Below are 26004 nucleotides of genomic sequence, written 5' to 3' on the forward strand. Positions count from 1 at the left end.
GTCGGGGTCGGCCCTGTTCAGGGGCCGACCCCGAGGGACCCTCGGGGGGTTGGTCAGGCTGGTGGATCGTCCCGAAAGAGATGCTCTTTCAAACCTCGGCCGCGCCAGAGGGTCGCAACGAGTTCGGGACGAGGACGGCGCGGCTTGGGCACCCAGCCGTGTTGTCTGTTGTCGGGCGCGGGGCTATCCCAGTCGGCGATCAGCGCAAAAGGAACCGTGGCGCGATCAGGCCCTTCGTCACACGGCTCCCGGACGACCATCGCTGGGTAGAAGCGCGTCTCCTGAGCCACCCTCCAGTCATCCGTTCGGATGGCGACCACGGCGCCGCAGTCTTCGCAAGCCACACACGGGTTCCACCCCACCACTGACCAGCGGCCCGTGCGAACAAGGTTGTGGACGAAGCGTGTCCCGCGTACGTCGCCGGGTGAGAGCACGAAGGTGCCGACGACCTGATCACGGCCATACGCGGCCTCGCCGATCGCATAGGTGCCGGGCTCGAGGAGCGGCGGGTTCACGTGATGGCAATCCAGGAGCGACCAGTGCGGCCCCGCCGGCAGCCCCACCAACCGGACTGGGACGCTCAGCGTGTTCCCGCAGCTCGCACACCGAAAGCCCTCCACCGCGGCAGTGTGACATTCGGGCCAGGCGACGGCATCCGAGAATGCGAGGGACCAGGCGTTGGGGTGATGGACCAGCTCGAAGTGGTCGCCTTCCCGAATGCACTCCGGTGCTGAGTCACGCTGCGTATCGCGCGGCTCGCGGCGGGTGTGCGCACTGCTCGCGGACGCGCTGATCGGCGTGCCGACTGACCCCGGAGCTGAACTCCAACGTCCAAGGCTCAGAGGGGACGGGGGTGGGCGACTAGTCACCGACGAATGTCGCGCACATACTGCTGATAGAGCCGCCGCGCGGGATCCGGTGACACAGGGAGGCGCCCATACCAGCAGGCGCAGCGCTGCCGATCGCCGCCGGAGGGTATGCACCGTTGATCGTGGCTGGCGGATGAGGTGGGAACACCGCAGACCGGTCACCGTCGACTGATCGTCGGGTCCCGTCCGGCGCACCGGTATCGGTGCGAGCTACGTGGAGGTGGCCGTGTACCCAGCGGCGAAGGTTCGCACCGCTCTGGCGGCCGGGACGCTCGGCCTTGCGATGGTCGCCTGCCAGTCCTCGCGCGCCCCCGCGCCCCGGCCGTCCACCCCTGGTGCGACACGCTCAATCTGGTTCACGCCCAGTGGGTCGGGTGGCGGATGGGTGGCATCGCCGTCCGCATCGACCGCGCCGCCGTCCACGAGGGTCCAGCGGCCGCCGGCGCCGGTACCGTCCGTGCCCGCGCCGACCAGGTCGGCCGGCCTTACCAGGCGCCAACTGGCCGGGCAGCGGATCATCTACTCCTATCCCGGGTTGACACCACCGGCGGGCCTCTTGAGGATCATCCGCGCCGGTGAGGCCGCCGGGGTGATCTTCTTCGGGGAGAACATCGCCGACACCGCCCAGATCAGCAATGTGATCGCCCAGTTGCGACGAGCCCAGGCGCAAAGCCCGGTCCACGTACCGCTGCTGCTCATGGTGGACCAGGAGGGTGGCCTGATCCGGCGGTTGCCGGGGGCGCCCATGCGGTCGAAGAAGCAGATCGGCCAGTCCGCCGATCCGGTCACCGCAGCGGCCGCGGCGGGCACCGGTGCCGGCCGCACCCTTGCCGCAGTGGGCATGAACGTCAACCTCGCCCCGGTTCTCGACGTCTACTCCTCTGCGGGCAACTTCATCGACCAGTACCAGCGCTCCTACAGCGCGAACCCCGGCACCGTCGCGCCCCTGGGGCGGGCGTTCATCGCCGCCCAGCAGCGCACCGGCGTGGCCGCCACCGCCAAGCACTTCCCCGGACTGGGATGGGCGGCAACGGCCCAGAACACCGACACCGGGCCGGTCACCCTGTCCCAGTCGCTGGCCAGGTTGCGCGGCACCGACGAATTCCCGTACTCAGCCGCCGTCGCCAGCGGCGTCGACCTCGTCATGGTTTCCTGGGCCATCTACCCGGCGCTGGACCCGAACCGCCCAGCGGGCCTGTCGCCGACCGTGATCGGGCAAGAGTTGCGCGGCCGCATCGGGTTTACCGGGGTGACCATCACCGACGCCCTGGAAGCCGGTGCGCTGGCTCACTACGGCAGCACCGGTCAGCGCGCGGTCGCCGCCGCAGCCGCCGGCATGGACCTCATCCTGTGCTCCGCCCGTGACGTCAGCCAGGGCGAAGCCGCCACCACCGCCCTGGTCAACGCCCAGGCCGGGGGCCAGCTCGACTCCACCGGCTTCATCGCCGCGGCGGATCGGATCGCCGACCTACGGGCCCGTCTCCACTGAACGGCTAGTGCGCCACCTGGTTAGCTCGCCTCACCGCCCGGCGACCAACTCCTTCTGCCTCCGGATCACGTCGAGGCAGATCTCGCTGGCTGTCTGCTGTTCGAGTTTGATCCTGCAGCCGAGACCCCTTCCTTACCGTCGACCTCGCCCGACGCGACGACGGCACCTGGCGCGTCGTCGAACTCGGCGACGGCCAGGTCAGCGACCGGCCCAGCACCATCAGCCAGCCCATACGACTTCGTCGCTACGCTCCTCGACGGCGAGCGGGGACTGGCTGCACCGCCTGCGAATCGTCGGGATCGACCTGCGCGACCCCGCCCAGGTGATCGCCCTCGCTGACTCGGTCAGCAGCCAGGGACCACTCGACATCCTGATCAACAACGCGGCGCAGACCGTCCGCCGCACGCCCGGGGCGTACTCGCAGCTCGTCGCCGCGGAGGCGGCGGCCCTGCCGGACGGCCCGCTGCCGGAGATGATCACGTTCGCCAAACCGGCCGGCCGGGGCGACCCGACGGGCAGCCTGGACGCCCCGCCGAAGTCGGCCACAATCACCCCGCACGCGCTCACCGCGTTGGCGCTGACCAGCGGGTCCGCCTCGCCGGAACGGATCGCGGCAGCCACCGCCATCGACGCCGGCGGTCTGGTGCCAGACCTCGACCCGGTCAACAGCTGGGTGCAGCGGGTGCACGAGGTGAACCCGGTCGAGCTGCTCGAAGTCCAGCTGTGCAACGTGACCGCGCCGTTCGTGCTGGTCAGCCGGCTGCGACCGGCGATGGCCGCTGCCACCGCCCGCCGCAAGTACGTGGTGAACGTATCGGCGATGGAGGGCCAGTTCGCCCGCGGCTACAAGGGGCCAGGGCACCCGCACACCAACATGGCCAAGGCCGCGCTGAACATGCTGACCCGGACCAGCGCCCGGGAGATGCTGGCCGACGGCATCCTCATGACCAGCGTCGATACCGGCTGGATCACCGACGAGCGGCCCCACCCGACGAAGATGCGACTGGCGGACGCCGGCTTCCACGCCCCGCTGGACCTGGTCGACGGCGCGGCCCGGGTCTACGACCCGATCGTCCGCGGCGAACAGGGCGAAGACCTTTACGGCTGCTTCCTGAAGGACTACGCGCCCTGCGCTTGGTGATCAGCGCGCCCCCGTCGGCCGCCCAGGCTCAGGCCGAGTAAACGAGAACACGCAAGTCGTGGTGGGTGCAGTTGAGTGCCGTTCGGCGCCGTCAGTTGCCGTTCAGTGCACCCGGTTGCTCCCAACATGCTCCCCAATCTCAATCCGCGAGACCAGCGGCACCTCGCGCCGGACCCGGACCGCCACCGTATCTGCTTCTTTTGCACCTCGATCGCCGCGACCCGCGGATACCGGACCTCCACGACGCCGCCAGGTGGGAGCCGAGCCGACAAGGCGCCGCCCGCGGAACCCGTCAGGACCCTGGTCGCAGCGCCGCGAGCTGGATCTGCAGCGCCAGCCGGGTACGCGACGACTCCAGGTCGATGTGGGTGATCTCGGCGAGGCGGCGCATGCGGTGCCGGAGTGTGTTGGGGTGCACGTGCAACTGCCGGGCCGCCTTGTTCGGGTTTCCCTGCTGCTCGAGCCAGGCGGCGACTGTGGCGACGTAGTCGGTGCCGTGCCTGCGGTCGTGGGCGACGAGGGCGGGCAGCGGTCCGCCGACCAGCAGGTCGGGCTGCGGTACGGCGGTGACCACGCGGTGCACCACCACGTCGGCCCAAACGTCCTCGAACCGCAGCACGGGACCGTGCTGCCGGGCCGAGCCGCGCAGCGCGAGCAGTTCCGCCGCCTCGGCGCGTGATCGGGGCAGGTCGGTCGGCTCGGCGGCGACGCCGCCGGATCCGGCGCCCAGCCCCGGGTCGTGCACGGCGATGTCACGGATCAGCCGCTCCATCCAGAGCCAGGAGCCGGGCAGCTCGCCCCGGTCGACCACGACGGCGAGCAGGACGTCTCCGACATCGGCGATCAGCGGCTGGCGCCAACCGTGCCGACGGGTGATCGACTCCCACAGGGCCAGGTTGTCGACGATCTCCCCGGTCCCCCCGTGCGCCCCGAGCGCGACGACCCGCCACGGCCCCTGGGGCAGGCCGAGTTCCTCGCGGCTCATCGGGGCGGGGGCACGCAGGGCGGCCTTCAGGCGCTCGGCGGACACTCGGCGGGCGACGTCTGCCTGCACCCGGAGGCGGAGCAGGTGCAGCGCCAGCACGGACGCCGTGCCTTGGAGATCGCGCAGGCGCTCGTCCGGCACCGGACCCTCCACGACGGCCCAGATCGAGCCGAGCAGCTCACCTCCGGCGCGGATCGGGATCACCAGCCGGGGCAGCGTCCCGTCCGGGCCCTGCGGCACGAAGACCAGTTGCCTACCCTTCGCCAGTTCGCGGAAGACGCCGCGGGAACGGAAATGTGCGATCACATCACCGGGGACCCGCCGTCCGACGATGGTCGAGACCCGCGCGGGGTCGGTGCGATCTTGACGCGACGAGTAGGCGATCACCCGGTACTGGGCGTCCTCGATCGTCACCGGCGCGTCGACGATGGCGGCGGTCGCGTCGGCGAGCGCGAACAGCTCGTCGTACACCCCGGTTTCCCCGGTCTCCGGCGAGCCTGGCGCGACGGCCCGGTCGATCACGCCCCGGAGCAGCCAGACGAGCTGGGTCCACGACCCGTGGCTCTGCAACTCGACCAAGGTCAGGTCGCGATCGGCGGCGGACGACGTCACGTCGGGGTGCGAGGCGAGCGGCGGCTTGAGGACGAGGCCGGCCGCCGCAGTCGCCGCGCAGCGCTCGATCACGGCAAGGGCCTGATCAGGGGTGGCGATGCCCGCGCCGAGGACGAGGTCGCCGCTCTGACCGGTCGGCGCTTCGTCGAGTTCGGCGAGGGTCACGTCGCGGACCTCCGCCGCTCCGGCGGCGACGACGACCTTGAGCAGCGCGGCGCCGACGGCGTCCACGATGCCAGCCACGGTGATCATGACCGAATTGTGCCTCGGCATTGTTCGTTTCGACCAGTCGTACGGACGAGCATTGGCCCGGCGGAACAATGACGTTCCGCCGCAGTAGAGACAGGATGGGGCCGATCTCAGTTGCCGTGAAGGAGACAACGGATGTCTGCCACCGGGTCCGCGCCCAGCCCTCAGCGCATCGCCGTCATCGGTGCGGGAATGGTCGGGCTGGCCACCGCCTGGTTCCTGCAGGAGCGGGGGATCCAGGTCACCGTGCTCGACCGCACGGGTGTGGCGGCCGGCGCCTCCTGGGGCAACGCGGGCTGGCTCACCCCCGGCATCACCACTCCCCTGCCTGAGCCGGCGGTGCTCCGCTACGGCCTGCGCGCCGTCCTGAGCCCGTCGTCGCCGGTCTACGTGCCGCCGCGCGCCGACGCTCGGCTCCTGCGGTTCCTGGCGGGCTTCACCCGGCACAGCACCGCGGCTAAGTGGCGGACCGCAATGCGGGCATACATCCCGATGAACCGCCGCGCGTTCGAGGCGTTCGACGCGCTGACGGCCGGCGGGGTCGACGCGACGACGCACGAGGCGAAGTCGTTCATCGCGGCGTACCGGACCGAGGCCGAACGGGCGGTCCTGCTCGATGAGCTGGCGCACATCCACTCGGCCGGCCAGGAGATCGAATTCGACGTCCTGACCGGGGCGGAGGCACGCGAGGTCGAGCCTTCGCTGTCGGACGGCATCAGCGCCGCGATCCGGCTCCACGGCCAGCGGTTCATCAACCCCGGTGAGTACGTGCACGCACTCGCCGAGTCCGTCCGGGCGCGCGGTGCCGCGCTGGAGATCGGGGCGGAGGTGGTGACCGTTCACGACGAGGGAGCCGGGGTCCGCCTGGTGACCTCGGCCGGCGCGGACGAGCGCTACGACGCGGTGGTGCTGGCGACCGGCACCTGGCTCGGTGACCTCGCCCAGCGCTTCGGGGTCCGGACCGTCGTGCAGGCCGGCCGTGGCTACAGCTTCAGCATCCAGCTCGAGCACGTCCCGGCCGGTCCGGTGTACTTCCCGGCGCAGCGCGTCGCGTGCACCCCGCTGGGTGACCGGCTGCGCGTCGCGGGGATGATGGAGTTCCGCAACGCCGAGGCGCCCCTGGACCGCCGCCGTATCCTGGCCATCGCCGAGGCCGCCCGACCGCTGCTGCGCGGCGCCGACCTGGACGACCGCGCCGACGAGTGGGTGGGTTCGCGCCCCTGCACCCCAGACGGGCTGCCGCTGATCGGCCGCACCCGGTCGCCGCGGGTCTTCGCCGCCGGCGGCCACGGCATGTGGGGCATCACCCTCGGTCCGCTGACCGGCAAGCTGCTCGCCGAGCAGATCACCACGGGCCGGCAGCCCGCGGAGCTGCACCCCTTCGACCCGCTGCGCTGAGCCCTGGTCGGTCCGGCGGTCGCTCGCGATCGCCGGACCCGGTCGCCCCATGGTCGTCCCGATACATTCGCCTGACCGGCAAGAGCGGGCGGAGCGCGACAGCGCTCCGCCCGCTCTTTTCATAAGTTGGAAGGACTCCGAGGTGTACGTCGTGAGCAGGCAGGACGAGCTGGGTTTGCTGCGGATCGTCCTGGAGGAGCAGTACGAGCGGCACAGCACCCAGCTCGCGCTGCTGGCCCGGCAGGCCCGCCAGGCACCCGGTGACGAGGGCGACCTGGCCGCCGCGTCCGCGCTGACCGCGGCATCGCGACGGGCCCTGGGCGACATCGCCCGGGCGCTGCACTATCTGAAACAGGGCCGGTACGGAACCTGCGAGAGGTGCCACTGCGATATCCCGATCGAGCAGCTGGCGATCCGGCCGGCGGCCCAGTTCTGCACCACCTGCCAGCCGGAGGCTCCCCACCTGTCGGGCTCGTAGATCAGAGCGCGGGCTTCCTGCTAATGGCCACGGCAACCTGCGGGGGAGGCAGTATGCCGAGCAGTACCGGAACGCGGAGTTGATGGCACGCGCGGAAAGCTTTCCGGCGTTCGTCACCGCCGCGTCGGCCGCGACCGGTGGCCGGATGATTCCCTCCCCGGGGCGGAGTTCTGATCATCGACGCGAGCAGTAGTGCATCTGATCTTGGCGACTGCTGGCTGAAGCGACTGCAGGGAGGGCGAGGTGCTGAGCGCTAGCGGTGACAGCCGCGACGCCTACTGCGTAGGTTGGACCCCGCTTCGATACCTGTCCGCCGAGACTTCCTCAACTAGGGGTCCGCTTTCGCGCGGGCACGATAGGCGCGCATCTTCACCTTGCTGCCGCAGCTCGCCATCGAGCACCGCACGCGAGAGCCGTTGCGGGACGTGTCGTAGAACGCGTAGTTGCATGCGTCCTCCGGGCAGGCTTCAACCCTGCCCCAGGTCCCGTCCCGTATCGCCTCGTAGACGATCCCGTCGATCTGCCCGAGCGCTCCGATAGCACCCGACGACAAGACGTCCAGACCGACGCCGTGGACGGTGAACGCCGGCCCCATGTCCGAGTCGCGTACCAGAGCATGGAGGGCGTCGATGCCGGCGGCGTGAAGCTCGGCGCCGTTGTTGGCCAGGCACATCCGGCGGAGCACCTCGCGCAGCCGATGCAGCCGGGCGAGGTCTACGGCCGTCAAGGCGAACTGCGGGGCCGAGCAGGCCACGCGCCCGAAGCCAGCCCGCGGCATCCCGGGGCCGGCCAGGTCGTCGCGCCCACGCCGCACGTCGAAGCTGTTGGCGAGTTGCTGGATCACCGCCAGCCGGCCCTCCTCGGCCGCCGACCCGCGCGGGCCGACCTACCGGGCGACCAACTTCTCGACCTGCGGCACCAGCGGCCGGCGGTCCGGCGCCGGCGTGGTGGGCCGGCCGGACCAGAGCACCCGGGCGACGATCCCCGGCGCGAAGAGCCCGGGCGGCGGCGTCATCAGATTGGCGACGCTCAGGAAGCGCCGCCCGACGACGGGGTGCCGTGCGGCGGCGGCGTGCAGCCGGGTGACGTACCCGTTGAGGAAGCGTGTCCGGCCGCTGCGCGGCCCGACCACGGCCGGGTGACGCAGGTCGGCGCCGACGGCCATGTCCCAGGGCACGTCCACCACCTTCGCCGCTGCGGCGAAGAACCGGCGGGGCAGGTCCCGCCGGCCGCGGCGGAGGCAGTCACGCAGCACGATCGCCTCCGCCGCAGCCACCGTCATGCCCTGCCCGTACGCGGGATTGAAGCTGCACACCGCATCGGCGACCGCGATGAACCCCTCCGGGAGACGGGCGAGGCGCTCGTAGCGGCGCCGCTGGCTCGTGGGCAGCCGCATCCGCTTCGGCGGGCCGAGCGGCTCCGCCCGGCTCAACAGCGCGTGCAGCTCCGGCGCGGGCAGCCGACCGGCGAAGGCGAGGTAACCCTCGGAGTCGACCGGCGGGGCGTGGTCCGGGCCGACGCCGAGGAGCGTCACCATCCACCGGTCGCCTTCTGCGGAGATGGCCACCCCGCCGTACGGGGCTGCCGGCGACGGGCTACTGATGACGGCGGCGAAGTCGGTGTCGCCCGGGGCGCGACGGTAGTCGCGGGAGACGTACACCGTCCGCGGGTCCACCCGCTCCTCTGCGGGCGGCTGGTAGCCGAGCTCGGCAAGCCAGGCGGGACCGCGGTTGCCGCGGCCGGTCGCGTCCACGACGAGGTCGCCGACGTGGCGCTCCTCCCGGCCGCCGCGAGGAAGGACCCGCGCGCCGGTCACCGCGCCGCCTTCGGCGACCAGCCCCACGGCCTCGCACCGGTCCCGGATCTCCACGTTGGGCAGCGCACGGACCCGATCCCGGACGTACGCCTCCAAGGCGCGCCGGCTGACGCAGAGCCCCGCCAGACCGGAGGCGACCCGGGGGATCCGGTGGCCGTCGTTGATCCATAGGCAGTCCCGTTGGATGTCGACGGGGACGGCACCGTAGGCGGTCAGGTCGGCGGTCAGGCCAGGGAACAATTCCTCGAGGATCTGGCGACCCCGGGCGAGCAGGCCGTGCGAGTGCTCGCTCTGCGGCACACCCTTGCGGTCGGCGGCGTCGGCCGGCAGGTCGTCCCGGTCGAAGACGGTCACCGTCGCGTACGACTCGCTCAGCACCCGGGCGACGAGCAGGCCGCCGATGCTGCCGCCGAGGACGATCGCACGCCCGGTCTGGTTGGTGGTGGACACGGCTGACTCCGTTTCGTTTTCAATGGATGTCTCCAGTCAGCGGCACGCCGTGTGCTCAAGGGAAGCAAATTGGCGGACGACTAGCTGACAGTGAAGTTCCGGTCAGGAGCGCCGCCCGCTCCGACCCGTCCGCCGATCACCCGACGGTGGGTGAAACTCCTGGTCAGGCCTTGTCTTCCGGCTCGGCCGGTCCGGCGGTGACCGACATCTCAGTCGACTAGCGGTCAGTCGTCCCGGGCCGTCGGCGCTGGGCGGACCACGGTGGTCAGTGGCGAGAAAGGATGCACGTTCGCTTTCGCCCGTCGTCGGGCAGGAGGTGCGGGCCAAGCGGCGGTCGAGGTCGAGCGGAGAGAACGTGGGCGCGTCGGGATGGTCGTACAGCGTCACCTACCAGCCGGAGGTCGCCGCTGCGCTCGAACAGTCGCGTCAGGACGCGTACAACCGGGGCGCGTACTACCGCGAGGAGCCCGACCCGAACGACGGCCCCGGATCAGGTTGTTAAGTGGATGAAGACGGTCGACCCGTTCTCAATCCACGATTGATGGCAGGGCGTACACGTCGTCAGCTACCTCGACGGCCAGCCCGAGCAGATCCACTTCTCCGGGTTCCGAACGACGAGATCCGGTGGGCTCAGCGGTGCGTGCCGGCACGTAACATCTCGATGGTCTTGGTGACCCGCTGCGCCCGGGTGGCCTCCCGCTTGGCCTCGGTGATCCAGCGGACGAACTCCTTCCGATGCGAGGGGGCCAGCGCCTCGAACGCCACCTGCGCGTCGGCGTCGCCGGCCAGAGCGCCGGCCAGGTCCTCAGGCACCTCGACAGCACGCGTCCCCACGTCGGGGGCGATGCCGACCTCGTACGCCGACCCGATGCTCACCCCAGCCTGCTCCCGCGCCGCGCGGGACAACCCGATCAGGTTCTCGCCACCCATCCGAGCCACCCGCAGCGGCAACGTCACCCCGTTGACACTGACCCGCACCGGGAACGTCCTGCGCCCCTCCCCCACGACGGCTACCTGCTCGTCGGACAGCACGAACGCCCCCGCCGGACCACGCTGCTCCAACGTCAACGCCAACGTGAGGTTCTCGGCCATGCCGCCATCGTAGCCGTCAGGTGTCCGGCAATATCCCGCTAGATCACCTACGGTCGGCCTGAAGTTGCTGCTCCACGCGGTCCTGGTGACGGCCAGATGACGTCCGGGCCGGCGAGGTCGGTGACGAGGCCAGGGCTGACGCGGGCTCTTCGCGGGCCGCGGAATGGGCCGCCCGCGAAGAGTTCCGCGTGGTGTGGCTCTCAGTGGTGGCGGCAGAGCAGGAGACGTAGGGCGGTCGCCGCTTGGGCGGGGACGACGCCGTTGCCGAGGACGCGCAACGCGCCGGTGCGGGGAAGATCGAGGGTGGGGTCGGTGACCCAGTGGGCGGGTAGGCCCATGAGCCATTCCACGAACGGCGGTGCGAGCACGGGCTTGCCGTGCTGGCCGGGTTGAGTGGGCGCGGGAACGGGCCGGCCGATCAGGAGCTCCCAGCGTGCGACCGCCGGTGCGTCGATCCCCCAGGCCGCCTCATCGGGTGTTTCCAGCCTGCTGGCGCCGAGCTGGGCGACGGTGGTCCGAAGGTCGGGGCCGCCGTCGCCGTGGTGGCCGGGGCCTCGCGCGTCGGAGGCCCGGGGCGTCGGTAGGGCAGGCGCTGCGCATCGCACGGCTGCGGACGGAAGGGTGAGGTCGCCGTAGGAGCCCGGTTGTCCCGGGCGGCCTTTCTGCCCGTCCGTTGCCCAGGGGGTGGGTAGGAGCACTTGTGACAGTGGCGGCCGGAAGCCGTCGCCTGCGTGGCGGCCGGGGGTGCCGGTGTCGCTGGTGCGTGGGGTTGGCAACAACTTGTGGCGGGTGCCGTGGGGTTCGATGACGTCGGGCAGCCCGTTGTGGTGTGTCCGGGTCCTTTGCCGTCACGGGCGCAGGGCGCGGGAAGTGTCCGCACCTTCTCCCCCGCCGCTGGTGGTGGCGAGCAGGAACAGCCGGTCGCGTCGGTGGGCGGCGCCGATGTCGGATGCGCGTAGGCACAGCCAGCTCGTGTCGTACCCGAGCGCGGCCAGGTCGGTGTGGAGGACGTCGAGTCCGCGCCTGCGCAGGGCGGCGACGTTCTCCACGAACACGAGCGGGGGTCGAAGATGGCGAAGGGCTGTGGTGATGTGCCGCCAGAGGCTGGAGTGGGGGCCGGTGATGCCGGCGCGTTTGCCGGCGTTGGAGATGTCCTGACAGGGGAAGCCTGTCGTGAGGACGTCGACATGCCGGACGCGGGTCCAGTCGATGGTGCGGATGTCGCCGAGGTTGGGCACCTCGGGCCAGTGGTGGGCGAGGACGGTGCGGGCGTGTCGGTCGGTTTCGGCGTACCAGGTGAGGCGGCCGCCGAGCACCATCTCGACGGCCCGCACCACACCGCGACCAACCCGCACCGGTACACCGGAGACTCCGACATCAGCCGAGGGGCGGGCCGCGTTCCCACAGCGCTTGGCCGAGCCGACCTCCTAGGCGCGCCCTCCGGAACGGGTCACGCGGGGGATACCGAACCCGGCCGGCCGCGGATAGTGTCCACGCATTGACCGCCCGTTCGTCCGGAGGGCTCCGTCATGAGATTCGGACTTCCGTGGCTGCCCCGAACGGTGGCCACCGTGCTGCTTCTTCTCGGAGGGGTCGGCGTGCCCGCCGCGTCCGCCTCGGCGGCGCCGACGGGTACGGACCTCACCGTCGACCTGGCCGGCGGGACGATTCCGCTGGGGGTCACAAAGAAGACGCTTCACCTGAAGATCAGCAACCAGGGCGACGCGACCCCGACCCAGGTCGTCGTCCGGGTCGACGCGTCGGAGCTGGATCCGTCGAGTTTCAAGATCACGCTCTGGCCGACCGGCGGGCTGGGTGAGTGCGACGGGGATGTCTCCGGCTGGTACTGCGACCTGCTGCCGGATCAGCTTCCGGGGCCGGGCGAGGCGGTGGAGCTTCCCGTCCTCGCCACCGTTCAGACCGGAGAGCCCTTCGCGGGCCGGATCAAGGTGACGGTCGAGGTCAAACCGGTCGACACGAATCCGGCCGACAACACGAAGTGGTTCCCGATCGAGGTGGTGGACCACCCCGAAGCCGACCTTTCGGTGGTCGCGCCGGACGTGACGCAGTCGGTGCAGATCGCTGCCGACGGCAGCCTCAAATCCACCGGCACGTTGAATCCGGGCGAGACGGGCGCGGTGCGCTACACGATCGCCAACCAGGGGCGGAAGCCGGTCGGTGGCGTCAAGGTCGAGCTGCGCCTGCCCACGGGCGCGACGTTCACCAGGCCGCCGAGTGAATGCGTCCTCGGTGCCGCCGGGCGCACGGCGGTCTGCACCTACGACCGGCTGGTCCTCATTCCGGTCGACCAGGACACCGACCCGAACGACCAGCTCCACTCCGCCGTCGAGCTGTACCACCTGGTGACGGTGTCGGCCGCCACGAAGGCGCCGGTCACGCTGCGGAGCGGGACCGTCCGGGTCGAAGGCCTGAGCGAGCCTCGGTCGGACCTTTCCGGTCTGGCGCGGAGCGACCTCCCCGCGAACGCGGTCGCCGTACGGGCGGTCGACGTGGACGACAGCGACAACCAGGACGGGTTCGCGGTCGTGGTGGTCGCGAACAGCAGCAGCGGAGGTAGTGGCGGCCCCGGTGACGGTGGTGGCGGTGGTGGTGGCGGCCGCCACCTCGGTAACGGTGGTGGCGGCAGCTTGCCGATCACCGGGTCCCGGGCCGGGCTGACCGCCGGGACCGGCTTCGCCCTGCTGGTGGGTGGCGGCGTGCTACTGCTCCTGACCCGACGGCGCCGGGCCATCCGGTGACCATCGAGGGGTGACCGGTGTTGGCGGTGCGCAGCTAGCCCTGCAGGACCCCGACCGCCAGGCCGACGATCCAGATGGCCGCGAGGAGCCGGAACGCGGGCTCCGGCCGCGCGCCGCCCACTTGGCCCGGCATCGTCCGATCAAGTCGGGTGATCGGACGACCAGGTAAAGGCACTTCAGGGCGGCCTGTTCGGCCGGGAATTGCCCGCGAGCCCAGCGCTTGCACCGCCAGCAGGCCGAGCGCGACCCGCCGCCTTGACGGCTCAAAGCCGAACTCGGCAACCGCCGCGGTTAAGCCTCGCGACGCGTTCGGTGGAAGATTGATCGGCGGGCGATGAGCTGCCCGTGAGCCCCTGCTGAGCTGCTGCGGCAGTCCGCCGCGTCCGAGTACGTCCGTCGGCGTGCGTACCGATCGTCACTCAGATGGGCACCCAGGCTGGTCGACTCCAATCGATATCAGACGCGGTCACTAAGCTGCGCGCCATGATCACACGACCCACCGCGAAGTGGGGCCGCGAGGTGCAGCACCAGAGAGGCCGCATCGCTGCAGGAACCCTTGCTGAGGATGACGCCTACGCCCTGAACCTCTGGCCAGAGGCATTCATCACTGCTGTCGATACTGCTCTTGACGCGTATGAAGCAGGCGTACATTCATTCTCGTCACCGTCGGATGATGAAGTCTTCGCATCGGTCGAGCGGGTCGTCATGGCTCTCAACCTGATCGATGAGGAACACGGAAGCAGGATCGAGACGGGCGAGCGCGAGGAGCTGTGTGAGTACGTCGACGATGTCCTGACAGACGCCGGTATTGATGTCGATGGTCTCACCTCCCGACGAAACATCGACCGGGCAGAACTTACCGACGAGTGGCGCGACTGGTGAGGCACTGATCCAGCCAGTGAGGCCTCGCCATCCCGTCGCCGTCGACCCGCCCTTGCGGGAGCGGGCCGCCGTCGGGGCCGCCACCTCAAGACGGCCTTGACGCACGGACGGACGCTGGCGGCCCTGGCGGCGGTCTGCTCGGCTCGTCCCGGGTCGTCGGCGGTGGCATGGCGCTGCCGCAACCACCGACGGACCGCGACCCGCCGACGGGTGATGCTGCGTCCGCTCGCTACGGTCAGCTCGCGCTTTGAGGCTGCCCGGCACACCAGGTCGCGAGAGCCTCCTCTGTATAGGGGAGATTGCACTCTCCGATGGCTCTCGGCATCATCGGACCCTGCCTGAGCAGGCGGACATGTATGACGACACGAACGACCTCCTGCTGGAGAGGTGAGAGATCATCGAACGCGGCGCCGTCCGGAAGCGGACCGTCGGGAAAGGCCAGGCCGAGCAGGAGCCGCAGCGCCAGGAAGTCATGCCGATGCGGGTCCGGAACCCGCATCCGCTCCAGCAGCAGACCAGCGAGCTGTGGCACCGAGTTGGCGGTGAGACGGCCGAGGGCCGAGGCGGTGGCGTTGGCCATCGCGCCATCCGGTGAACCCCAATCCACAACCGGTTCCATCAGGCAATCGGCCAGTTCGGCCAGCAGCGCCGTGTCGGGCTCCGGGACCAACCGCACCAGTCCGATCAGCGCCGCCCGGTGAACAAGCCGGCCGGAGTTGCCGCGCCATCGGCCTACCGCATCCACGATGGCGCCGTCAGAGGGTTGGCCGGCGAGTCCCGCCGCGATGCACATTTCCGCCGCTACGGCCGGGTCCATCTCCACTGAGAGCCGTTGGGCCAGAACGGGTGACATGGTTGCCCACTCCCGCGGGAAGGCGGCGAGCAGATACGCCATCCCGAGCCGAAGGTGCGGATCGGGACTCTGCAGGACCAGCAGGTACGTGGGGACACCCGCCCGGACCGCCTCATACGCCGCGGCGCGCCAGGGAGCAGTGACCGGGCGTCGGTATCCGCCATGCCTGCGCCACTCCGGCGACCCGGATAGCCACCAGTCCGAGCGCTGCGATGCGAGTTCGCTGAGACTCGGAACGTCCGACGCCGGCCTCGGCGATTCGTACAGCTCGGCACAATCGAGAATCGTCCGCAGGAGGCGGTAGGCCACCAGCCGATCCGATGCCTCCTGGTCGGCCAGCAGATCGATCAGGTACGGCGCGGCGGCCGCCGCCGGCTCCTCCACCAAGCCTTGGTGCTGGAGATGGTCTTCGAGCTGTTCTTCCGCCTCGGCCCGCGCCGCCGGGTCGTGAGATCTAAGCGTTTGCAACAGCCTTGGCACGTCCGAGGCCGGTCCGTACGGACCTTGCAACGATTCCCAGTCGACGGCGCACAGGTAGTCATTCACGGCCGGCAAAGTAGCAGCAGGGACCGACCGCCAGGCTGATCGAGAACCGGCAGCCGTATAAACCCGCGTGCCCGCGCCCGTGGGTCGTCACTCCCCCGCTGACCGTTTCTGTACAAAGCTGCTGTACGCAAGCAGAAAGGCCACCTCCCGAATCCGGGAAGTGGCCTTTGACTGGAGACCGTGTTCTGGGACGCCGGCACCGCCCGCCTGCTGCCCAGCTGATCAAGGGCCGCACGCGCGGGCCGGTGTTTGTCACCCATCGCCGGCCAGCGCCGGGGAAGGTCGTCAGCCGGCGCGACGTTTGCCCGGAGTTCGAGCTCATCCGGCTGTCATACGGCCAGGCCCGCGCCCTGCTGGATGAGCACACCGCACTCGGCGGCGTGCCGGGTACGGGCTGGGATCTGCATGATCAGCGGTGTCGGGCGCCGCCGTCGACGTGGACCGTCTCGCCCGTCACCCATCCTGCACTCAGGAGCCACAGGGCGGTGTCGGTGACGTCCTCGAGCGTCCCGACCCTGCCTGCGAGGGAGGCCGCGGCGGCACTGTCGTACAAGGCACGGCGCCGCTCGTTCGGAAGCCGGTCCCAGGTGCCCGAGTCGGTGATACCAGGCGCGACAGCGTTGATACGCAGCGGCGCGAGCTCCACGGCCAGGTGAGTGACCAGCGCTGCCAGGGCAGCATTCGCAGTACCTTTGACGACGGTGCCGGGCTTGGGCTGCCAGCCCACTATGCCGGAGAAGAACAGGAACGATCCGTCGGCAGGCATCCGTGGGGCGAAGTGCTTGGCCAGCAGCAGCGGGCCGACGACCTTGGCGGAGAACGCGGCCTGGATCTTGTCGTGTTCCAGGTCGGGCACCGGCACGTCATGGTGAGCCGACGCGGTGGAGATCACGTGGTCGAAGGCGCCGAGCGCCTGCGCGGCTCGCGCGATGGTGGTCTCGTCGGTAACGTCGATCCGGACCTCGGGGCCAGAGCGTGTGGCGACGACGACGTCGGCGCCGGCCTGCCCGGTGCGCCGGACGATCTCAGCGCCGATACCGCGGGCCCCGCCGACGACCAGGATTCGCTTGCCTGTCAGGTTCTCGCTCATGACCGCGACGGTATACATTTGCTACCGGTATCTTCAACGCTACCGAGAGGACCTCCATGGGCAAGGCGTACAACGTCATGGCGGCGACGTGCCCGAGCCGCACTGTGCTGCACCGCATCGGGGCGCGTTGGACGGTGTTCGCCATCAACGCACTGGAGGACGGACCGATGCGGTTCACCGAACTCAAAGCCCACATTCGCGGGATCACCCCGAAGGCCCTCACCGAGACGCTGCGCGCCATGGAGGCTGACGGCCTGCTCACCCGTACCGACCTGGGCGGCAACCCGCCGCACGTCGAATACGCCCTGACCGAGCTCGGCCGTTCCCTGCTGGTTCCGCTGCGTGCCGTACGACAGTGGGCCGAGACGCACGTCCCGGACATCCTCGCTGCGCGCCAACGAGCCGGCGTCCAGGAGGCCTCAAGCTGAGGATGCCTCCCCGACCGACGGCAGCAGCGCGAGGTGCCGACGACAGCGTCATGTCGAGCCTCTCAAGCCGACACGCCGTGTCAACAACGCTCATGATCACTACACCTAGTCGCACAGCGAGAAGGTCCACCAGTGCTCCTGGCCTGAGGCCAAGAGCGTGAGTTCTTCCATTGAACCTCACGAGACGGTCGCTGCCGACCGCCCCGTCGAGCGGCATTCATCCGTAAACAGCCGCATGGCGTTCAGAGTCGTGCGACCACTGCTTCTGCGGCACGCCCTCCCGCTGCTTCCCGCAGTGGAGACGGCATGTCGAGAGCGCCTGGAGCGCCCCAAGGGGGCGATCTGACCGGCCCGAACCCGGCCAACCGAGGCAAACCAGGCAGCAAGATCCATGTCGTCTGCGACCGGGCCGGTCTGCCCTTGGCCGTTGGACGACAGACGGTTCTGGGAAGGGCGCGCTTCATCGCTTCCCCAGGTGGCAAGCGCGCTGGACAGATCTCCGGGCGCGCGCCGCCGGCGTTATGAACTTCGGTGCAGATCGAGGCCCAAGCGTAAGCACCGTCGGTGGAGAATGCCGGCGTGCCCACGCCGATGCTCCTCGCCCGGATCCTGCTGGGGATCCAGGCCCTGATCCTGTCGTCCATCACCCTGTTGGTGGTGCCAGCCCTGTTCCAGGCGGACCCGGGGCTCCGTTCGCTGTGGCAGGATCTGCTACTCGGAGCGGCCACGGTCGGCCCGGCCGCGCTCGCCATCATCTCGGTGATCCGGATCGGCGCGGCCCGCCCGTGGATCTGGGCGGCCGCGGTCTCGGCACACCTCGTGGCGCTCGCCGGCTATGGCTGGTTCATGTTCGAGGCGATGACGGCCGACGTGCCAGAGGGCATGCTCTTCTTCTCGGCGGTGGTAGTCGGAACCCCGCTGGTGCTTCTCTCGGTGGCGGGACTTGTCCTGCTTTTGGTGCCGGGGTCAGTGAAGCACGGCTTCGGCCGTCGGCGGGCGACGTGAAGGCGGCTGTTTCATCGACGCCGGCCGGAAGGATCCTGCCTCCAAGATCAAGTACCGGACACACTCCGGGTTACCTGCGCGGCGCTGCTCAAGCACGGCGCGGCGGCCAAATCCCCTACGAACGCCTCAAGCAGAGGACTACGACCCGGCGTAAAGGTCAGCGTCGGTTGCACACGGCAGACCTTCCGCCCCGGCACGAGGGATCACGCCGGACCGACGTGTCGGTGCCCGGTGCTACTCTGGCGCTCGTCGAGCACACCACCGCGGCCTTCCTGCCGGATCGCTGGTCTCGACGTCGGAGATTTCGAGCGGCCTTGGTGCCGCTGATGCGGGCCACGTCCTGCCGGCTCTCAATCGCACCGGCCCCACGCGGAGGCTGTGCTGGAGGTCGGGTTGCAGCGCGGTTTCGTCGAGGCTGAGAGGGTTAGCGGCGTAACGTCGTTCATCCGAAACGGAGCAGCAGCGCGGCGCCCGCCGCCTCGCCGCCTGAGCAGCCCACCCTGCACGTCCGAGCCCATCGTCCGGGGCGGGTTGGCGCGCATGGTCGGCTTCTCAGTGGGTGTGGCTGACCAGGGCGGGCGCGGCTCTTCGCGGGCGGCCGGCGGATCCGCCCGCCCGCGAAGAGCCACGCGATGGGTGGTGTGGGTTAGTGATGGCGGCACAGCAGGAGGCGCAGCGCGGCCGCTGCTTGGGCGGGGACAACGCCGTTGCCGAGGACGCGCAGCGCGCCGGTACGGGGTAGGTCGAGTACCGGCTCGGTGACCCACCGGTCGGGTAGGCCCATGAGCCATTCCACGAACGGTGGCGCGAGGACGGGCTTGCCGTGCTGGCCGGGTTGGGTAGGCGCGGGTACGGGCCGGCCGGTCAGGAGTTCCCATCGGGCGATGGCCGGGGCGTAGACGCCCCAGGTGGCGTCGTCGGGTGCGCCGAGGCTGTCGTTGGTGAGCTGGGCGACGGTCGTGCGGAGGTCGGGTCCTCCGGCGCCGTGAGGGCCGGGGCCTCGGGCGTCGGAGGCGCGGGGTGTCGGCAGGCTGGGTGGTGGGATGCGCACGGCTGCCGAGGGCAGGGTGAGGTCCCCGTGGGATCCGCGTTGGCCGGGGCGGCCCTTCTGTCCATCAGTCGCGCGGGGCGTCGGGAGGAGTACCTGGGACAGGGGTGGGCGGAAGCCGTGGCCGGCTCGGCGGCCGGGGCTGCCGGTGTCGCTGGCGCGTGGCGTCGGCAGCAGGGTGTTGCGGGTGCCGTGCGGCTCGATCAGGTCGGGCAGCCCGTGCTGGTGGCCGGGTCCCTTGCCGTCACGAGCGCACGGGGTGGGCAGCGTGCGTAGCTTCTCCCCTGCGGCTGGTGGCGAGCAGGAACAGTCGGTCGCGTCGGTGGGGTGCGCCGATGTCGGATGCGCGTAGGCACAGCCAGCTCGTGTCGTACCCGAGCGTGGCCAGGTCGGCGTGGACGACGTCGAGTCCGCGTCGGCGCAGCGCGGCCACGTTTTCCACGAACACGTGCGGTGGTCGAAGGACGCGAAGGGCTGTGGTGATGTGGTGCCAGAGGCTGGAGTGGGGTCCGGTGATGCCGGCGCGTTTGCCGGCGTTGGAGATGTCCTGGCAGGGGAAGCCTGCGGTGAGGACGTCGACGGGCGGCACGTGGGCCCAGTCGATGGTGCGGATGTCGCCGAGGTTCGGAACGTGCGGCCAGTGGTGGGCGCAGACGGTGCGGGCGTGCCGGTCGGTTTCGGCGTACCAGGCGAGGTGGCCGCCGAGCACCAGTTCGACGGCCAGGTCGAGGCCGCCGTATCCGGTGCACAGGGATCCGATCCGGAGCCCGGGGTGGTGGTCACTCACGCCACCTCCCGCGCACATCGAGCCGTCCCCACCGCCATGGCCGCTGCGGTGCGTGGATCACCAGCGGGCGGCTGGTGGGCTACGGTTCGCCGATGACAAGGTTCCGGCGGACCTACCGCGACGTGGACGGACAGCGGGTCGAAGGCACCTGGCGGCACATCTTCATCCGCAACATGGACACGTACTTTCTGACCGACCTCGTGATCTACGCCGACGGGGCCATTGACTGCGGTGTCGGCGGCCTTACCGATCTTGAGGGGTTGCGCGAGGAGCTGCGGTGCGGCCGGGTGGTGACGAGCATCGAGGAGGGTGGCCGGGCGTCGGCGCCTCATGTGGCGGTCTGGCGGTTCACCGAGCCCCACACCTGGATCGACGAGGGGATGCTCCTCGGCGAGGTCGCTGACGAGATCGACCGGCTCAACGACCGCCCCGACTCGACCGGCCGGTGCCTGCTCGCGGTGCAGGCGTTCTTGGCTGACATGAGCGAGCGCAATCGCCTTGCCGTCCGGGATCGGTAGCTCGCTATCCCGGAGCATCTGCGCGTCTACGCGCTTGGCGACATGGACCGCAAGGACGCTCCGCTGCGCATCCTGATCAGCGGTCTCGGTGAACCGATGTACGGGTCGCCGATCGGACCGACGGTCACGCAGGAGCAGCGGGACGAAGCGGTCGACTATTTCCGGAAGCGCGACAGGTCGATCGCTGAATGGGATGCTCGGGTGCCCGCCGACGGCCCGGCGCAGCCTGAGCAGCCGACGCTGAGTCTGAACAGGACCCACTACCCGAACGGGTGGCCGACCGAGCCAGGGGTGGCGGTGTTGCAGAACGATTTCCCGGCCGCGATCACCGCCAACGGGCGCAGCTACCCGACCGTGTCCCACGCCTACTGGGCCCTGTCGACAAGTGATCCGGATCTGCACGACCAAATCGCCGCGGCGCCGCGGGCCTATGCGGCCACCAAGCTGGCCGAACAGGCTCCGCGCCGCGACGGCTGGCCGGAGGTTCGTCTGGCGGTCATGGCCGCGCTGATGCGCGCGAAGTACCTCCAGCATCCCGAATTGGCGCAGACGCTGCTGTCCACCGGTGACGCCCGGATGATCTACACCGACCTGGATTCGCCGTACTGGGTCGCCGGCCAGCACGGCACCAACTGGATCGGCCGGCTCCTGGAGGTCATCCGCTCCGAGCTGGCAGCCGCCGCGGCGGGCATACCGGTGCCCGCCCCTCATGAGGGCGGCTCCTCGGCTATGCCGTGAACGGGAGCAGCCGCCTGCGCGGGCGAGCCGTCAGGAGGCTCGAGTTCGGCATGAGCGACCTCCGGTTCGCCGGAGCGGGCGGATTTCGGCGGCCGGCGGAAGATCAGCACATCCTCGTGGGTGATCAGGTGTAGCGGGGTGCCGCCGGCGCGGGCCCTGCGCACGGCCTGGAGTTGGAAAAACGACGGCCGGGCGACGAGGTGCCCGCCGCGGACCGCGGCAAGGAGGGCGACGCACCGCTCGGTCGGGACCAAGCCGGCGCGCAGGCCGGCGGCGATGACCGCGGAGGGCAGGTCGACGAGCTGGCCGTTCTTGCGCCAGGGTCGCGCGGTGACCACGACCGTGCCGCCGGGGCGTAGCAGGGCGGCGCAGCCGGTCAGGATCTGTTCGAAGCCGTCGGTGAGGCCGGTGAGGTCGCGGTAGGCGAGGTTGCCACGGTCGGTGCCGTAGGTGTTGTCGAACTTGGCGACTCCGTCGGTCCCGGGCCGGACGAGGCCGTGGACGGTGGGCCCGTACGGGGGTGAGGTGACCACGAGGGCGACCTGCCCGGCGAGGGCTGTGGGCAGGAGGGAGGCCAGGCGGGTGGCGTCGCCGCGGACCACGGAGGCGCGGCCGGTGGCGCCCTGCTGGTGGGCGTGGGTGATGTTGGTGTCGGCGATGTTCGACCAGCGTGGCTCGTACTCGACGCCGATGGCGTCGCGGCCGGCGTGGATGGCTTCGACGAGGGTGGTGCCGATGCCGCACATGGGGTCGAGGACGAGCTCGCCGGGCTGGGTGTAGGCGGCGATGGCGTGCGCGGCGATCGCGGGGAGCATCCGGGCGGGGTGCTTGACGGAGTCGGGGACGTAGCGGCCGCGGCGTTGCACCGGTCCGGTCTGCTGCGCGGTGGCCCACACCGACAGGCGCTGGGGTTGGTCCGGTGCCCGGTGACGCCCGCTGCTCTCGAGGTGGCCGCCGTCGTCGCCCTGCTGGCCCGGGTAGGCGTCCTCGGCGTCGCCGGGCTGCCCCTGGCCGGGTGGGAAGGGGGTGTGTTCAGCCACGGCGATCACCGCCCTCGCGCCGCCGCCGGTTCGTCTGTCTGGTGGCCGGTCCGGGTACGGGACTGAACACGAGCAGGTCCGCGTGGACATTCAGGTGCGCCACCGTCCACCGCTGCGGGCTGGCCTGCTGGGCGATGGTGAGGAGTTCCTCGTCGGTGACGTGGTAGACGAAGGCGTCCCCTTCGGTGTCGGCGGAGACGGCGACGATGTGCTGCAGGTAGCCCAGGCCCACGGACGCGGCGGCGGTGGCCACCGGGGTGAAGTCCTCCGGCCCGGCGGCGGTCGTGGTGGGGACGGTGACGACGAGGATGAGGCAGCCGCCGGGGCGCAGGAGGCGCGCGCAGGCGGTCAGCAGCCATGCCAGCCGGATCCGGTTGGTGGCGTCTGCCGGGTCGAGGGGCCAGCAGGCGACGACGAGGCTGGTCGCATCCTGCAGTGATGTTCCGTGGCGGGACGGGGTGCTCAGGTCGGTGGACGGGGGCAGGTCGGGGTCGGTGAGGTCGTCGCCGAACCAGGTGCCCATGTCCGGCAGGTCGCCGTTGGTGGGCGGCGCGGCGGGGTCGGGCGGGGTCGGTGCGGTGGCGGGGCCGATGATGAGGCTGGAGACGTCGGTGAACCAGCCGGGGTGGTGCCGGCGGCGGCCTGCGTGGCAGACGGCGGCCAGGGCGTGGTCGAAGGTGAGGTCGACGACCGGGTCGCCGGGGCGGCTGTAGGCGGCGACGAGACGGTAGGCCAGCCGGGCGCCGATGCTGCGGCCGGTGTCGGCGTCGGTGCGGGCGGTGCGCCACACGGTGACCGGCACCGGTGGGTCACCGGCGACCACGTCGGTCGGGGTTGGGTCGGCCTCGGGTGGGTCGACGGGCTGGACAGGGTCGTGGGGGTGCTGCGGCGTGTGCTCGCTCATGTGGATGTGGGCTCCGCGCCGCGCCGTGATGCGCTGACACCCTCAAATCGGCGTGTGTCAGCTGTGGCGGACACCCCCTTGGCCTGACGGAGGTCTGACAGCACCGCCGGGCGTAAAGCGTGGCGCCCGGGGTCGGTCAAACGTGCCCGGACGGCGTCGCGCCCGCCCTGACCGAAGGTGACGGACAGCCGTGGCGGCAGCGGTGGGATCCGTCGGGGCGGCCGCTGCTGTCAGACATTCGCCGGGTCGTGGTCGCCGCATGTCAGGTCCAGCGCGGTGAGGGCGGCTTCGTCGACGGCCGCCGTGTCTGTCATCCAGCGGTGCCGCTGTCAGACCTGGTGAGGCCGCCGTGTCAGACGCCGCGCCATGTTTCGCTGTATCGGCGCTGTCCGGCGACGGGCAGGCTGTCAGAGACGGCCACGGCGGCACCGTGCGATTGTCAGGCCGCCGTCAGATCCGGTTGTGGGGCAGGCGAGGCTGTCAGGTCCGCCGGCGCGGCGTGCGTCACCACCGCGCTGGCGATGTCATCGCCCAGGTCAGAGCCGGCTTGTCAGGCCGGCGCCAGGATCCGACGCGGACGACGGCCGTCGTCGGCGTCGATGCGTGCCAGTGCGGCGGCACGCGGCTGTCGTGCTGCCGGCCTGCACTGTCGGAGGTCTGTGAGGGCGCTGTGGCGCAATCGATGTCTTCCGCGCCGATGTGACACCACCTCGGCGTGCCGTCGACGATCGCCTCTTGGAGTGTGTGACATGACCGTGTCCGACTCGAATTGGCCGGACTCGCCGCTGGACGCTGTCGAAGCCGCCTTCGCGGCACTGACCACCGGCCCCGCCCCCATGACACTCGATCTGGACAGGCTCGGACCTGGCACCGGCTTGCCGGCCGGTGTCATGACACTGCCGGCGCTGCGGGCCTGGCTGCTGCGCCATCCGCGCGCCTATGCGGCACGTGACGCGGTGTGGCGGGACCTGGTTCGCCGCGCTCGCCTGGACGGACCGTCCTGGGTCATCGCGGCGGTGGCGATGGCGATGCCCGCGCTGCGCCGGCATGCCGGGCGACTGCATGCGGGGTGGTCCGGCGACGGCGCCGACCTGGACGCGGAGATTCTCACCGGTTTCCTCACCGCCTTGCGCGACCGCGTCGACCTGGCCAAGCCGGCCCCGTACGCCGCGTTGTGCATGGCCGCCTGGCGGGCCGGACACGAGATGCTGCGCCACGCGGGCACCGCGGTGCCGGTGCAGGACGTGGAGCACGTCATCGGCCCGCGTGCCCCGCTCGCCCCCTACGGCCACCCCGACCTTCTGGTTCAGCGGGCCGCCCGGCTCGGTCTGCTGGAGGCCTGCGACCTCGAGCCCTACATCGACCTGCGGCTCGGGGGCAGGGCGATCGAACCGATCGCCGCGCGTCTGGGCATCACCGTCGACGCCGTGCGCAAGCGGATGAACGGCATCGACCAGCGCCTCGCTGACGCCCTCGCCATGGGACTGCTCAGCGGCGTCGTCTCGGCCAAGGCTCGCGAGTGTCTGCAGCAGCAGTCCGCGCACCGCACGCGGACTCGTGCCGGCCGCGCCCCGCAGAGCGCGCCTCGGGCAGCCGCCTGACCTGCGAGGCTCTCCTGCAGCCTGGCGCTTAGCAGAGTCCGGAGGCAGGGCGCCGCGTGGTCAGGGGCGGATGCCCTTGGCCGCCACGAACTCCAGGAAGTCCGGTGCTTCCCACGTCGGGGCGCCGCCGTCGTGGTAGTGGAACAACACCTCGTCCCGGCACCGGCCCTCAAGGACGGGAAAGCACCAGTAGTCGCCTGTGCCCACGGGCGCCACCGCGACGAAGGCCCCGTCCGGGAACTCGGCCTGGCTGACGGCCACGACGTCTTCGTCGTGGCGCGTGGCCCCTGCCGCCGGTATGGGCAGCAGGTCGAGGAAACCGAACTGCCCGGCCCCGTATCGCAGCATGAACGCCTTGTACTTCGCGGGCAGGGCCGCCCCGAGCGCGCGTTCCGCTTCGGCGATCTCCTGCGCCGATGCGGTCAGCCCTTCGATCAGTGCGAAGTCTTCGATGGCTGCCACGCCGGAGCGTGCCGCCCGGTCGAGTAGCGACGCGACATGCTGGTCGAACTCCTCGAACTCCATGTCTCGATCATCGTTGACCGCTGCGTGGTGCTGACCGGGCGGGATGGTTAGAGCAGATCTCGCCAGAACTCGACGGTCGCTCGTGGCTGCGCGCGGTCGGCGCCTTCGCCCCGGTCGGGATCGCCGAACTCGCGACCGATGTAGTCGACCAGGTCGACGCCGTAGTAGATGACGTCTGTCTGCCACATCGACAGAACCGGGTGACCGTAGGTTCCCCTCCCGGCCGGGAAGAACCGGTGCCCATAGATCGGCACCATCCTCGGCACGTCGGCCAACATCCGGCGGGCTGTCGAGATCGCCGAGGCAGACGAGTCGGGACGCGGGCCCCAGCCGTCGTCCCAGAAGCCGTTCCTCTCGACGTCAAACAGGACTCCCCGGACAGGCCAGTCGAGCAGTTCCCGAAGGGCTGCGGGATCGCCGTCGCGCCAGTCCGGCCACGGCTCAGGATGGGTGTAGACGACCCCTGGCTCCCGCGGCTGCGGCCGGGTGTTCACCGGAAGCCCGGCCGCCAGGAAGCCCCGATGGTCGTCGGCGAACTCGAATCCGAACTGCGTCTCGATGCGGGCGAACTCCGCATCCGTCAGGCCGGCGTCGATGTCACACACGTCCCTGAGCCGGAGTCGTCGCATCGCCTCCGCGCCGAGCTGGCCCCCATCTGCGCGTCGCGGTTCATGCCTCACCACGGCAGGGCACTCTACCGA

At 70.6% G+C, this 26004-nt stretch carries 25 protein-coding genes and 2 pseudogenes; 12 read left to right on the forward strand and 15 right to left on the reverse strand.

All coding sequences use genetic code 11. The features are described 5' to 3' along the window. Positions 1-53 precede the first annotated feature (53 nt). The gene (locus NLX85_RS17615; RefSeq protein ID WP_254336440.1) at positions 54-515 is read right to left on the reverse strand and encodes a hypothetical protein; all 462 of its coding nucleotides are present in this window, start codon (positions 513-515) and stop codon (positions 54-56) included. An 811-nt stretch (positions 516-1326) separates the two neighbouring features. Here NLX85_RS17615 and NLX85_RS17620 point away from each other — a divergent pair. Together NLX85_RS17620 and NLX85_RS17630 are read left to right on the forward strand one after the other, a co-directional pair. Continuing rightward, positions 1327-2358: a glycoside hydrolase family 3 N-terminal domain-containing protein gene (locus NLX85_RS17620; protein ID WP_254336442.1), complete on the forward strand. Its 1032-nt coding sequence runs from the start codon at positions 1327-1329 to the stop codon at positions 2356-2358. 226 nt (positions 2359-2584) lie between these two features. Beyond that, positions 2585-3499: pseudogene (locus tag NLX85_RS17630) on the forward strand (SDR family NAD(P)-dependent oxidoreductase); the annotation flags it as partial. 292 nt (positions 3500-3791) lie between these two features. Here the strand turns inward: NLX85_RS17630 and NLX85_RS17635 are convergent. After that, positions 3792-5348, reverse strand: a complete 1557-nt coding sequence (locus NLX85_RS17635; RefSeq protein WP_254336444.1) for a CdaR family transcriptional regulator — start codon at positions 5346-5348, stop codon at positions 3792-3794. 132 nt (positions 5349-5480) lie between these two features. Between NLX85_RS17635 and NLX85_RS17640 the strand changes: the two genes are divergently transcribed. Both NLX85_RS17640 and NLX85_RS17645 read left to right on the forward strand, forming a co-directional pair. Further along, complete coding sequence (locus NLX85_RS17640) at positions 5481-6743, forward strand: FAD-binding oxidoreductase (protein WP_254336446.1); 1263 nt, start codon at positions 5481-5483, stop codon at positions 6741-6743. 151 nt (positions 6744-6894) lie between these two features. Beyond that, complete coding sequence (locus NLX85_RS17645) at positions 6895-7221, forward strand: TraR/DksA C4-type zinc finger protein (RefSeq protein WP_254336448.1); 327 nt, start codon at positions 6895-6897, stop codon at positions 7219-7221. Between the two features lie 328 nt (positions 7222-7549). On the opposite strand, the gene NLX85_RS17650 is transcribed toward NLX85_RS17645, so the two are convergent. The 5 genes from NLX85_RS17650 to NLX85_RS17670 all read right to left on the reverse strand — a co-directional run bounded on the left by NLX85_RS17650 (position 7550) and on the right by NLX85_RS17670 (position 11934). Continuing rightward, entirely contained in the window at positions 7550-8065 is a 516-nt protein-coding gene (locus NLX85_RS17650) for a CGNR zinc finger domain-containing protein (RefSeq protein WP_254336450.1), read from the reverse strand. A gap of 42 nt (positions 8066-8107) precedes the next feature. Further along, complete coding sequence (locus NLX85_RS17655) at positions 8108-9487, reverse strand: FAD-binding protein (RefSeq protein WP_254336452.1); 1380 nt, start codon at positions 9485-9487, stop codon at positions 8108-8110. A 630-nt stretch (positions 9488-10117) separates the two neighbouring features. Then, the gene (locus NLX85_RS17660; RefSeq protein WP_254336454.1) at positions 10118-10579 is read right to left on the reverse strand and encodes a YdeI/OmpD-associated family protein; all 462 of its coding nucleotides are present in this window, start codon (positions 10577-10579) and stop codon (positions 10118-10120) included. Between the two features lie 200 nt (positions 10580-10779). Beyond that, positions 10780-10947, reverse strand: coding sequence for a hypothetical protein (locus NLX85_RS17665; RefSeq protein WP_254336456.1), 168 nt, complete (start codon positions 10945-10947; stop codon positions 10780-10782). Positions 10948-11427: 480 nt separating this feature from the next. Then, positions 11428-11934, reverse strand: coding sequence for a DNA cytosine methyltransferase (locus NLX85_RS17670; protein ID WP_254336458.1), 507 nt, complete (start codon positions 11932-11934; stop codon positions 11428-11430). 216 nt (positions 11935-12150) lie between these two features. Here NLX85_RS17670 and NLX85_RS17675 point away from each other — a divergent pair, with 216 nt between their 5' ends. Together NLX85_RS17675 and NLX85_RS17680 are read left to right on the forward strand one after the other, a co-directional pair. After that, entirely contained in the window at positions 12151-13338 is a 1188-nt protein-coding gene (locus NLX85_RS17675; protein ID WP_254336460.1) for a hypothetical protein, read from the forward strand. Positions 13339-13821: 483 nt separating this feature from the next. Then, complete coding sequence (locus NLX85_RS17680) at positions 13822-14220, forward strand: hypothetical protein (RefSeq protein ID WP_254336462.1); 399 nt, start codon at positions 13822-13824, stop codon at positions 14218-14220. Positions 14221-14455: 235 nt separating this feature from the next. Here the strand turns inward: NLX85_RS17680 and NLX85_RS17685 are convergent, their stop codons facing one another. Further along, positions 14456-15619, reverse strand: coding sequence for a hypothetical protein (locus tag NLX85_RS17685; protein WP_254336463.1), 1164 nt, complete (start codon positions 15617-15619; stop codon positions 14456-14458). A 409-nt stretch (positions 15620-16028) separates the two neighbouring features. Continuing rightward, positions 16029-16709, reverse strand: a complete 681-nt coding sequence (locus NLX85_RS17690; RefSeq protein ID WP_254336464.1) for an SDR family oxidoreductase — start codon at positions 16707-16709, stop codon at positions 16029-16031. Between the two features lie 56 nt (positions 16710-16765). On the opposite strand from NLX85_RS17690, the gene NLX85_RS17695 reads away from it, so the two are divergent. The 3 genes and pseudogenes from NLX85_RS17695 to NLX85_RS17705 all read left to right on the forward strand — a co-directional run bounded on the left by NLX85_RS17695 (position 16766) and on the right by NLX85_RS17705 (position 18142). Then, the gene (locus tag NLX85_RS17695; protein ID WP_254336466.1) at positions 16766-17137 is read left to right on the forward strand and encodes a helix-turn-helix domain-containing protein; all 372 of its coding nucleotides are present in this window, start codon (positions 16766-16768) and stop codon (positions 17135-17137) included. A 324-nt stretch (positions 17138-17461) separates the two neighbouring features. After that, positions 17462-17566: pseudogene (locus NLX85_RS17700) on the forward strand (IS5/IS1182 family transposase); the annotation flags it as partial. A 150-nt stretch (positions 17567-17716) separates the two neighbouring features. Next, the gene (locus NLX85_RS17705; protein WP_254336468.1) at positions 17717-18142 is read left to right on the forward strand and encodes a hypothetical protein; all 426 of its coding nucleotides are present in this window, start codon (positions 17717-17719) and stop codon (positions 18140-18142) included. Positions 18143-18788: 646 nt separating this feature from the next. On the opposite strand, the gene NLX85_RS17710 is transcribed toward NLX85_RS17705, so the two are convergent. Further along, complete coding sequence (locus tag NLX85_RS17710) at positions 18789-19193, reverse strand: hypothetical protein (protein WP_254336470.1); 405 nt, start codon at positions 19191-19193, stop codon at positions 18789-18791. Between the two features lie 241 nt (positions 19194-19434). Beyond that, positions 19435-19977, reverse strand: a complete 543-nt coding sequence (locus NLX85_RS17715; protein WP_254336472.1) for a DNA cytosine methyltransferase — start codon at positions 19975-19977, stop codon at positions 19435-19437. Positions 19978-20099: 122 nt separating this feature from the next. On the opposite strand from NLX85_RS17715, the gene NLX85_RS17720 reads away from it, so the two are divergent. Both NLX85_RS17720 and NLX85_RS17725 read left to right on the forward strand, forming a co-directional pair. Beyond that, complete coding sequence (locus NLX85_RS17720) at positions 20100-20495, forward strand: hypothetical protein (protein ID WP_254336474.1); 396 nt, start codon at positions 20100-20102, stop codon at positions 20493-20495. Between the two features lie 42 nt (positions 20496-20537). Beyond that, positions 20538-21233, forward strand: a complete 696-nt coding sequence (locus NLX85_RS17725) for an NADAR family protein (protein WP_254336476.1) — start codon at positions 20538-20540, stop codon at positions 21231-21233. On the opposite strand, the gene NLX85_RS17730 is transcribed toward NLX85_RS17725, so the two are convergent. Beyond that, the gene (locus NLX85_RS17730; RefSeq protein WP_254336478.1) at positions 21203-22273 is read right to left on the reverse strand and encodes a TRM11 family methyltransferase; all 1071 of its coding nucleotides are present in this window, start codon (positions 22271-22273) and stop codon (positions 21203-21205) included. The two genes, NLX85_RS17725 and NLX85_RS17730, sit on opposite strands and share 31 nt — an antisense overlap. Beyond that, positions 22266-23177, reverse strand: coding sequence for a hypothetical protein (locus tag NLX85_RS17735; protein ID WP_254336480.1), 912 nt, complete (start codon positions 23175-23177; stop codon positions 22266-22268). The genes NLX85_RS17730 and NLX85_RS17735 overlap by 8 nt, the downstream gene beginning before the upstream one ends. Before the next feature lie 749 nt (positions 23178-23926). Here NLX85_RS17735 and NLX85_RS17740 point away from each other — a divergent pair. Further along, the gene (locus NLX85_RS17740) at positions 23927-24778 is read left to right on the forward strand and encodes a hypothetical protein (protein WP_254336482.1); all 852 of its coding nucleotides are present in this window, start codon (positions 23927-23929) and stop codon (positions 24776-24778) included. Between the two features lie 60 nt (positions 24779-24838). Here NLX85_RS17740 and NLX85_RS17745 read toward each other — a convergent pair whose 3' ends face one another. Beyond that, positions 24839-25303 (reverse strand): SMI1/KNR4 family protein, encoded by a 465-nt coding sequence (locus tag NLX85_RS17745; protein WP_254336484.1) that lies wholly within the window; start codon positions 25301-25303, stop codon positions 24839-24841. 47 nt (positions 25304-25350) lie between these two features. After that, positions 25351-25932 (reverse strand): hypothetical protein, encoded by a 582-nt coding sequence (locus tag NLX85_RS17750; protein WP_254336486.1) that lies wholly within the window; start codon positions 25930-25932, stop codon positions 25351-25353. Positions 25933-26004: the final 72 nt, after the last annotated feature.

The sequence above is a fragment of the Micromonospora sp. A3M-1-15 genome (genome assembly GCF_024213425.1).
Classification (GTDB): Bacteria; Actinomycetota; Actinomycetes; order Mycobacteriales; family Micromonosporaceae; genus Micromonospora; species Micromonospora chersina.